The sequence below is a fragment of the Aminobacter sp. P4_D5 genome, assembly GCF_056401815.1.
On sequence record NZ_JBFUIP010000196.1, the window covers coordinates 1 to 9,738 of the forward strand.

The 9,738-nt window shown below is 62.1% G+C and carries 11 protein-coding genes; 8 read left to right on the plus strand and 3 right to left on the minus strand.

Going from position 1 to position 9,738, the window contains the following annotated elements:
* The 5 genes from AC1DWF_RS27290 to AC1DWF_RS27310 form a co-directional block, all read left to right on the plus strand.
* A partial coding sequence (locus AC1DWF_RS27290) for a hypothetical protein (RefSeq protein WP_476842275.1) occupies positions 1 to 1,147 on the plus strand: 1,147 nt, incomplete at its 5' end.
* A 115-nt stretch (positions 1,148 to 1,262) separates the two neighbouring features.
* Entirely contained in the window at positions 1,263 to 2,804 is a 1,542-nt protein-coding gene (locus AC1DWF_RS27295) for a sensor histidine kinase (RefSeq protein WP_476842276.1), read from the plus strand.
* The gene (locus AC1DWF_RS27300; protein ID WP_476783950.1) at positions 2,801 to 3,394 is read left to right on the plus strand and encodes a response regulator transcription factor; all 594 of its coding nucleotides are present in this window, start codon (positions 2,801 to 2,803) and stop codon (positions 3,392 to 3,394) included. The genes AC1DWF_RS27295 and AC1DWF_RS27300 overlap by 4 nt, the downstream gene beginning before the upstream one ends.
* Positions 3,395 to 3,562: 168 nt before the next feature.
* Positions 3,563 to 4,051 (plus strand): GlcG/HbpS family heme-binding protein, encoded by a 489-nt coding sequence (locus AC1DWF_RS27305; RefSeq protein WP_476783949.1) that lies wholly within the window; start codon positions 3,563 to 3,565, stop codon positions 4,049 to 4,051.
* 214 nt (positions 4,052 to 4,265) lie between these two features.
* Positions 4,266 to 4,967 (plus strand): DUF1013 domain-containing protein, encoded by a 702-nt coding sequence (locus AC1DWF_RS27310; RefSeq protein WP_476783948.1) that lies wholly within the window; start codon positions 4,266 to 4,268, stop codon positions 4,965 to 4,967.
* 76 nt (positions 4,968 to 5,043) lie between these two features.
* On the opposite strand, the gene AC1DWF_RS27315 is transcribed toward AC1DWF_RS27310, so the two are convergent.
* Positions 5,044 to 6,507 (minus strand): serine hydrolase, encoded by a 1,464-nt coding sequence (locus AC1DWF_RS27315; protein WP_476783947.1) that lies wholly within the window; start codon positions 6,505 to 6,507, stop codon positions 5,044 to 5,046.
* Between the two features lie 188 nt (positions 6,508 to 6,695).
* Between AC1DWF_RS27315 and AC1DWF_RS27320 the strand changes: the two genes are divergently transcribed.
* From AC1DWF_RS27320 to AC1DWF_RS27330, 3 genes are all read left to right on the plus strand, one after another.
* The gene (locus AC1DWF_RS27320) at positions 6,696 to 7,499 is read left to right on the plus strand and encodes a class I SAM-dependent methyltransferase (RefSeq protein WP_476789369.1); all 804 of its coding nucleotides are present in this window, start codon (positions 6,696 to 6,698) and stop codon (positions 7,497 to 7,499) included.
* Between the two features lie 65 nt (positions 7,500 to 7,564).
* Complete coding sequence (locus AC1DWF_RS27325) at positions 7,565 to 7,822, plus strand: type II toxin-antitoxin system RelB/DinJ family antitoxin (RefSeq protein ID WP_476783945.1); 258 nt, start codon at positions 7,565 to 7,567, stop codon at positions 7,820 to 7,822.
* A complete protein-coding gene (locus AC1DWF_RS27330) occupies positions 7,823 to 8,095 on the plus strand; it encodes a type II toxin-antitoxin system YafQ family toxin (RefSeq protein ID WP_476783944.1) in 273 nt (90 codons plus the stop codon).
* 132 nt (positions 8,096 to 8,227) lie between these two features.
* Here the strand turns inward: AC1DWF_RS27330 and AC1DWF_RS27335 are convergent, their stop codons facing one another.
* Complete coding sequence (locus AC1DWF_RS27335; RefSeq protein WP_476783943.1) at positions 8,228 to 8,662, minus strand: GFA family protein; 435 nt, start codon at positions 8,660 to 8,662, stop codon at positions 8,228 to 8,230.
* Between the two features lie 149 nt (positions 8,663 to 8,811).
* On the minus strand, positions 8,812 to 9,528 hold the full coding sequence (locus AC1DWF_RS27340; protein ID WP_476842277.1) for a helix-turn-helix transcriptional regulator: 717 nt from the start codon (positions 9,526 to 9,528) through the stop codon (positions 8,812 to 8,814).
* Positions 9,529 to 9,738: the final 210 nt, after the last annotated feature.

Genomic DNA, 9,738 nt, shown 5'->3' on the forward strand with positions numbered 1-9,738 from the left:
CATCACGGAATTGGAGGGGGTGCCGATTGAAAAGACCGAAGACGCTGTTCCTGAGCTGCTCAAGCGTTTGGAAGTCGTTCGCTCAGATATAGACTTGCTAAGTGCTCAACTTGAATCGGTGCGTGCCGAGGCTGGCCTCGAGCATCATGAGCAGCAAGCAATTCGCCTGCGGCTCGAAACGCTGGGAGCAGATTTAAAGCGAAACCAGGATGCCCTTAAATTGCGACGTTTGGGCTCGGACCTAGGGCGCGCTGCCGGGGAACATGTCTGTCCGACCTGTCATCAAGACATCACAAGCGAACTATTGCCTGCGGTTGAGGCTGTCGGCATGGGGCTGGACGAGAACATTGCGTTCGTAAAATCTCAGATCGACCTCTATCGTGTTGCCTTGGACGCGACAAACGAGAGGGTGCGGGATTGGGCAGCCCGCTACAAAGCCAAGACCGATGAACTGCGAGAGCGGCAGGCGGAGCTTCGCAGTTTGAAACAGGCGATAGTGCAGCCCAGCGCGGCGCCGTCCCGTGTCGTAATCGAAGAAATTGTTCGCCTGCAATCGTTTATCGATCGGGTTGGCTCATTTGAAGAAGCATCGATGATTGCCACCGACGAACTTCAAACGATTGCCATAGAATGGGCACGGTTACAGGACGAATTGAAGGCATTGCCTGTCGACGAGCTGACGTCTGATGACGCCGCCAAGATCAATGCACTGGAAACTTCGGTACAAAAAAGGCTTCAGGCATATGGCTTCAGGTCATTTCAGCCAACTGAGATCGTACTATCGAGAGAGAACGTAAGGCCACTTGCGTTGACACGAGACGAGGATGGCAATGTCATTGAACGAGAAATTGCCTTCGAAGTGTCCGCCAGCGACGCAGTAAGACTCAAGTGGGCATATTATCTATCGCTACTTCAACTAGGTGGCGGTACGAACCATGCCGGATTGATTATTCTTGACGAACCAGGGCAGCAGGAAGTGGATATGAACAGCCTGTATGCGTTCTTGCAAGACGGGGCTCGACAGAAGGTACAAAGTAGGCAGATAATAATCTCTACCTCAGAGCCGCTTACTGCGATTAAATCTGCGGTAGGAGAAAGCGCAAATATTGTTGCGTTTGATGGATTTATTCTTCAGCCGTTGATGTAATTGATTTCGAAGTCATCTGAGGCGGAGCTACTGAAATCCGCATGTCCTGACTTTCCGGGCAACTGCGATGCGCTTACATTGGCGTCGAACCCTCGGCGCCCATGATTGAACTTGCGTGACCAAATCCCTCTCCAAGTCCTGGCTCTTCGGCCTCGCGCTCTGGCTCGCGGCACTTGCGACATTCGCGCTTTATTCGGTGGAGGCGTCGCGGCAGCGTTTGGCGGGTGAGTTGGAGGTGACCGGGCGGACTTTGCACCGGCTGATTTCGCAGCGCGCGGCACAGCATGACGCGCATATGACCAGCCTGATCGCGCTGACCAGCGCCGACGCGCCCTTGGGCGCCGTGCGGCAGGTGATGGAGAGCATTTCAAGGTTTYATCCGCGCATCGCCTGGATCGCGCTGGTTTCGTTCGATGGCGCGGGCGGGGTCAAGACGCTGGTCGAGGTGCCCGGCGGCGAGGACCTTGCGCCGCTGCGCGGGGCGATCGGCGAACAGCTGCGCGGCAAGATATCAGTGCATGCGAGTGGGAATGGGCGGTATCTTCTGGCCAAGCGCGCGCAGGCACCTTCCGATGCGGTGCTGGTGTTCGGCATCGACGCCGGGCTTTTGCTGGAGCCGGAGGAGCGGCCTGATTGGGCGCATCTGAGGCTTGTGCTCGACGGGCAGGAACTGCTCGACCTGCCTGCGGCTTCCGGCGCGGGCGCTTCTTTCGTTGCGCCGCCGCATTTCGAAAAAATTGTCGACGGCGAGGGGCAGCAGATCCTGCTTTCGCTCGACCGGGCCTTGCCGCTCGACGAGCTTTTGCCGCTGCGTTCGTTGCTGGGGTTTGCAGCCCTTGCCGGGTTGGCGTCGTTTGCGCTGATGTTTGCCTTGCGGCAGCGGGCGGCGGCGCAAAAATCGCRGCAGGCGGCAAGGCAGGCGGAGGCGCGCGCGCTGTTGCAGGAGCGGGAAACGCTTCTGGCGCATGCCTCGCGCGTCAACGCCATGGGGGAGCTGGCGTCCGGCATCGCGCACGAGCTGACGCAGCCGCTGACGGCGGTGCTGAGCCGCAGCCAGGCGGCACTGAGGCTTGCGGGCGCCGAAAAACCCGATCTCGGGCTGATTTCGCAGGCGCTCGACGTCAATGTGCGCGAGGCCAAGCGCGCCGGCGAGATGCTGAAACGCATGCGCGACTATGCCTCCAACAAGGCGCCGGAGCCAAAGCCAAGCGCACTCAACGGGATCGTGAGCGAGATCGTGGCGCTGACGGCTGCCGATCTCGAACGGCGCGGCATCAAGCTCGAGCTTGAGCTTGCGGCGGAGGCGCCGGTCGCGGTGGTCGACGCCATCGAGATGGAGCAGGTGCTGCACAATCTGATCCGCAACGCCGCCGACGCGCTGGAAGGGGCCGGCACGGCTGCGGCGCGGATCACCATCGAAACGCAGGCAATGGGCAAGGTGGCGACGATATCAGTCAGCGACAACGGGCCGGGGATAGCAGCCGAGGTGCTGCCCAAGCTGTTTGTGCCGTTCTTCACCACCAAGGCCGACGGCATGGGGCTGGGGCTGTCGCTGTGCGCCACGCTGGTGGAGCGGGTCGACGGGCGGATCGAGGCGGAAAACGCAGCCGGCGGCGGCGCGCGGTTTGTCATCACGCTGCCGAGGGTAGGGGCATGAGCCGGTATCAGGTCTATCTGATCGACGACGACGAGGCGGTGCGCGAGGCGATCGCCTTCCTGCTCGGCACCTATGGCATCGATGTCGAGACCTTTGGCGACCCGCAGACGTTTCTGGCGCATGTCGACGAGGCGAGGCCGGGGTGCCTGGTGGTCGATCTGCGCATGCCGCTGGTTTCAGGGCTGCAACTGCACCAGAAGCTCAGTGAGCGCGGCATCGACTGGCCGACCGTGATGATCACTGGGCATGGCGACGTCGCCGCCTGCCGGCGCGCCTTCAAGGCCGGCATCCAGGATTTCCTGACCAAGCCGGTCGATGGCGAGGTGCTGGTCGAAGCGCTGCAGCAGGGTTTTTTGAGCCTCGACGAAAGGCTCGAAAAGCGCGAGGCACGGGCGCTTTTGGCCAGGCTCACGGAGCGCGAGCGCGAGGTGCTGGACATGGTGGCACGCGGCTGGGCGAGCAAGGAGGTGGCGCAAGCGCTCGACGTGTCGGTGCGCACCATCGACGCGCACCGGGCGAAGATCGCGGAGAAGCTCGGCACCAGCTCGGTGGCCGAGTTCGTGCGGCTGACGCTTCTTAGTGGGGCATGATCTTATCCGAAAACCGGCTTCCACTTTTCGGGATCATGCCCTGACGGGTGCGGCTAGGTAGCCCTACCTAGGGCAGGTGGTGGCATCGCGGATTCTGCCGGGCGGATGGTTTGGCTAGTTCTTGCCTCGGACAAGCGAAACGCTTCGTCCGAACAAAGGACAGGAACCATGATCAAGAGCATCCTCCTCGCCGCTTCCGCCCTCGTTGCCGTCAGCACCGCCGCAAAGGCCGAGTTGCTGACCGAAAAGAACATCCCGGCAAGCCTCGCCGTCGAGATCGCCCAGAACGCGGTCGCCGCATGTGCTGCCGACAAGTACAATGTGACGGCAGCCGTGGTCGACCGCGCCGGCGTGCTGCGCGCGCTCGTCCGCGCCGACAATGCCGGCACCCACACCGTCGAAGCCGCGCGCGCCAAGGCGTTCACCTCGTCGTCGTCGCGCACGCCGACCTCGAAGATGGCCGAAAACGTCGCCAAGAACCCGGCCGCTGCCGAACTCGTCAACATCGAGGGCTTCCTGGTGCTGGCCGGCGGCGTGCCGATCAAGGCAGGCGATGCGGTGATCGGCGCTGTCGGCGTCGGTGGCGCACCGGGCGGCAATTTCGACGAGGCGTGCGCTGTTGCAGCACTTGAAAAGGTCGCCGACCAGCTGAAATAAGCTCGGCCAGAAATGACCAGCCCCGCTCCCGGTTTGATCCGGAGCGGGGCTTTTTTGCGTGTCGTTGCCGGCGAAACGGCCTGTTTGCGGGCAGTTCCAAAATCGTTGCGGTGGCCGGCGAATACGTCTATATACGGGCCGAATTTCCCATTTTCTGGTGGTCTTGATCCACCGCCCGCGTGAGGGACGCGGGCGAGCGAAGAGGATATATCGCATGGCCAATACGCTGCTTATGCCCAAGGCGACCGCTGTCTGGCTGGTCGACAATACCGGGCTGTCGTTCGACCAGATCGCGCAGTTCTGCTCGCTGCACCCGCTCGAGGTGAAGGCGATCGCCGACGGCGAATCGGCCCAGGGCATCAAGGGCATGGACCCGATCATGACCGGCCAGCTGACGCGCGCCGAGATCGCCAAGGGCGAGGGCGACCCCAACCACCGCCTCAAGCTGTCGGAGCCCAAGGTTCGCGTGCCCGAGACCAAGCGCAAGGGCCCGCGCTACACGCCGCTGTCCAAGCGCCAGGATCGCCCGAACGCCATCTACTGGCTGGTCAAGAACCATCCCGAGCTCAAGGACGCGCAGATCTCGCGTCTCGTCGGCACGACCAAGGCGACGATCGAGCAGATCCGCGAGCGCAAGCACTGGAACATGGCGACGCTGTCGCCGCTCGATCCGGTGGCGCTCGGCCTGTGCTCGCAGATCGACCTCGACATCGAAGTGCAGCGCGCCTCGCGCGGCCGCGAAGCTCCGGCACCGACCGGCGATACGCTGTTGCCGGCAGCGCTGACCGAGCGCCTGACGCCGCAGCAGGCCGCACCCAAGGACGAGGACAAGGAACTCGACGCCAACGCGGTGTTCGCCAAGCTCACCGCGCTCAGGTCGAAGACGCCAGACGAAGACGAAGACGACAAGTTCTGAGCTTTTTGCTCACCGTCATCAAAAAGGCCCCGCATTGCGGGGCCTTTTTTGTTTCGCTGGTGGTGGAGGATTCAGGTCAGTCCGACAGGCGCGGTGCTGGCATATCGCGGCCGAACCGGTGCAGGATGAGGCTGGGCGATTGGCCCGCTACCGGGGCGGTGAAGGTGATGGCGGCGTCGACTTCCTTGGTGAAGAAGCGATGCCCGCCTTCTGGAAACAGCCGTAGCCTGGGCTGGCCGGTGAACTGGCCAAACAGGCTTTCTCCGTCGCGGATGATAGTGAGCACTACGTCGGGCGCGAGCTGGTACCGACCGACGTAGATGTCGAAGAGCTTGGGATCGACGGTGGACTCGGTGTGGCGCGGCTTGGGCTTGGTCAGCGGGATCTCGGGATTGAGCAGATGCAGTCCGATATCGCTGACGCCAGTGTTGGCGTTGGACAGGACAACGACGCCTGTCTTCATGCCGGGGTGGATGCCGATGAAGGCACTGTAGCCACCGGTGCCGCCATCGTGCCAGGCGATCTCGCCATTGCTGCTTTTCGTGACGATCCAGCCAAGGGCCGCGGAGGTCTCTTGTTCGCCGATCGCCCGGCGCGTCGCCAGCGTATCTGCCAGGGCCGCCGTCAGTGGCGTCTTGTCCGTGCTGAGCGTCATGGCGAGGAAGGTCAACAGGTCGCTCGCCGTCGAGCGCAAGGCACCCGCGCCGGCAAATGCCGGCAGGTCCCAGTTGGGCGCGATTTCCAGCACCTCGTTGTGGCCGGTCGCCATGCGCCCACTCAGGCGCGGCGAAAGCTCGATCGCAGTGCTGTGCATGGCGAGCCGGCCAGTTATGCGCTCCTGAACCAGGGCCTCATAGCCTTTGCCGGCGCGCTGGGTGAGCGCCTGGCCGAGCAGGCCGGCTCCGAGATTCGAGTATTCATATTCGGAGCCGATGTCGCGCGGCAGCGTGTAGGCCGAAACGAAGGCATACATCTGTTCGGTCGTGTAGTCGGCATAGGGGTTGGTTTCGTTGGTCGGCTCGAAATTATCGGGCATGCGTGGCAGGCCTGACATGTGCGTGGCGAGATCGGCGAGCGTGATCACCTTGCCGTCGCGTTCGGGAATGGCGACGTTCATGGGCAGGTATTTGGCGACCGGGTCGTTGAGCGCAACTTCGCTGCGCCGTGCCATTTCAGCAAGCAACAAGCCGGTAAAGACCTTGGTGACCGAGCCGATTTCGTAAACCGTGTCGCCATCGACCGGGCGCGGATCGACGCCGCCGAAGCTGCCATGGGCGATGATGCTGCGCCCGCTTGGCCCGATGGTGCCAACGACAATGCCGACGCTTTGCTTCTGGACGTCGATCCTGTCGGCGAGGATACGGCTGATCTCCGCATCGGCGGGAAATGGGGCGGTTGAGGCGTTGGATGGCGCTGTCGCGATGAATGGCCGTCCCATCTTGCGGTCGAGATAGAGCAGGCCGCCAGCGAAGGCGGCGACAGTGGCTATCGAGGCGGCGGCTACGATGGCGCCCGAGAGGGCGGAAGCTTGTCTTTTCATTTCGGTGCTGTCTCTGGGTGGCGCGGGCATGCCGGCGTTGAATCTGTGAGCAGGCAGGCGTGTTTGGCGCTTGCAGATTGCAAGAGCATTGCGACCGTCGAAGCCCATGCGGGTTGTCGGGACGCTGATCCGGGCGCATGATCGCGAGGCGTGCAAGAAGGTCGATCTCATGCCCGGAGGTGGCTGTGATGAGCGGATCCGCTGCATTCGACGCCTGGAGCGCCGGCAAGAACTACGAACATTATATGGGCCGGTGGAGCCGGCTGGTGGCGGCGAAATTCGTTGCCTGGCTGGCACCGCCGCGAGCGGCCGATTGGCTCGAGATCGGTTGCGGAACAGGTGCGCTGACATCAGCCATATTGGCGGAGGCTACGCCACGCTCGATCCTGTCGATCGACCAGTCGGCGGACTTTGTTGCTCATGCGCGCCAAGCGATCGACGACGACCGTGCGCGTTTCGAGGTAGCGGATGCGCTCAAGCTTCCGGCAGACGCCGCCAGCATCGATGTCGTCGCCTCGGCGCTGGTGTTCAACTTCATCCCCGACAGGCCGGCAGCACTGGCCGAGATGCAAAGGGTGCTCAAGCCTGACGGGTTGCTGTCGTTTTATGTCTGGGATTATCCCGGCGGCGGCATCGGTTTCATCAACCAGTTCTGGAAGGCAGCCATGGACATCGACCCGAACGTGGAAATGCTCAGCGAGGGCAAGCGGTTTCCGTTTTGCACCAGACACGGCTTGGTGGGCCTCGTCCAGCAAGCCGGATTGCGCGACGTTGTCATCGCGCCGATCGAGATAGAAACTCGGTTCGAGGATTTCGAGGCGTTCTGGCTGCCGTTCACGCTAGGTGCTGGCCCGGCCCCCGGCTACTGCATGAGCCTGAGCGAAAATGACAGGGCAAGGCTTAAGGCGCGGCTTGCCGAGCGCCTGGGATCGAGCGGGCCGGTGGAGCTTGTCGCGAGGGCCTGGATGGTCAAGGCGCATAGGTCGCGGTAGGTGCAGCGGGTTGCTTGCTTTTGTAACGACGTGTAGCTACATTGTGGCTACGTGGAGTGACCCAGATGAGCACCGATACTGTCGTTCGCGCTCGAATCGACGCGGCAACCAAAGAACAGGCCACCGAAGCGTTGGCGGCGATGGGCCTTTCAGTATCCGACGCCATCCGTCTGCTGTTGACGCGTGTCGCTGCTGACAAAGAATTTCCGTTCCCTGTGAAGGTACCGAACGCTACCACACGCAAGGCGATGGTCGAGCTGGAAGCTGGCAAGGGCAAGCGCTTCTCGACGGCTGAAGAGCTGTTCGAGGACCTTGGCATCTAAGTGCTGACGCCAGTCAGTTCTACGCAGTTTCGGCGAGATGTGAAGCGAGCCGAAAAACGTGGAAAAGACACGGCGAAGCTGCGGGATCTTTTGAAGTTGCTGATCGCCGCGAGCGAGCTACCCGACCGCTACAAAGACCATCCTTTGAAGGGTGATTGGAAAGGCTATCGCGATGCTCATATCGAACCGGACTGGCTCCTGATTTATCGGATCGTCGGCGATGAGTTGCATCTGGTTCGGACCGGCTCCCATTCTGATCTCTTTCAAGAGTGAGCGTTCATTCGCAAAAGCGAGCGGACGCGCCGAACCGCGGCCGGCTTCGTCGCCGTAGTCGAGATTGAGCACCTGGCACTTTCGACAGCGTGCTCGATCAGGTCGATCGCCGCGCCGTCGGCAGCACTGGAGTTAGCCAGCAGCAATAAACTTCAAGATGCCGGCGATTCCTGATCCGGTAGCGCCGCCCTTCTGATCGGACGGGTGGTTGATGCCGTCCATGACGGGGATCTCAGTGAAGTCGAACGGGCTGATGCCCTCGAGGCAGGCCGCGTTGACGCCGTATTGGTTCTGGTTCGACCGCCGCTGGTGATGGGTGTAGATGCCGCATTTCGAGCAGAAGTAATGCTTCGCCGCCATTGTGTTGAACTGGTAGATGGTCAGTGCATCTGCGCCCTGGACGACATCGACGCCGCCAAGATCGGCAGAGAGGGCGACAGCGCCTTTCATGCGGCAGTAGGAACAGGTGCAGCGGCGGGCCGTTCGGAGGCCGTCACTCAATCGGACGCGCAGGCGGACGGTCCCGCAGTGGCAAGCGCCATTAATCTCACTGATGTCCATATCCATGCACGATACCCCTCTGGTCATGTGTTCTGCTCACTGACCGCGAAGTCATTCAATTTCAAGGCCTTGTTTCGTTTGATGATAGGGTCAACAGAAAAAAGGCCCGGCTTTGGGCCGGGCCAGCTCAGCGGGACTGACGATGGGAGGATGCGTCAGCCGCGGGAATTTCGATCCGGTGTGCCGAAGGATTCGCTGCGTTCGACGCTGCGGTAATAGTCGACGAGCAGCTTGCCGCGTTCGGGCTTGAAGGTGCGGCTGGCCAAGGCGACCGAAGAAATGCGGTCAATGCGGAAGGCGCGGAAATCGTTGCGCATCTCGCACCAGGCGATCAGCGTMCAGACCTTGCCCCAGAACCACAGGCCGAGCGGGCGCACCTCACGCGCCGAGCCGCTGCCGGCTTCGTCGCTGTAATCGAGCTTGAGCACCTGGCGCTTTTCGACGGCGCGCTCGATCAGGTCGATCGCTTCGCGGTCGGCATCGGAGACCACCCACATCGGCGCGTGGATTTCGGTACGGGCGATGCGATCCTTTTCGGAGTCGGGCAATACCGCGCCGATCTTGACCAGCGCCTCGTCGGCGGCACGCGCCATTGCGGCACCGCCAAAGGCGCGGACCATGCGAGCGCCGGCAACCAAAGCTACGATTTCATCTCGTGTGAACATCAGCGGCGGAAGGTCGAAACCCTCCCTCATCATATAGCCCACGCCAGCCTCGCCATCGATCGGCACGCCCGTCGATTGCAGGTCGGCGATGTCGCGATAGATCGTGCGCTCGGAAACCTCGAGCCACGCGCCCAGCTTGTGCGCGGTGACCAGGCGGCCACCACGGAGATGCTGTACGATCTGGAACAGCCTATCGGCGCGTCTCATCGAAAACCCCTCAAAGTCTCGCGCTGTTCTTAGCCAAGTGGGGGCGCTTGGCGTCGGTGACAATGCGCAAAGTCAAAAAGCTAGTCCGGAAGGCCTTCGCGCCGGCGCTGGGCTGCGCCGAGCATGCGGAACTCTTCATCCTATCATCGCACAGGCCTCCTGACAGCGTATTGTCAGGAGGCGTCACCGTGTCCGCGCGCGACCATGGCA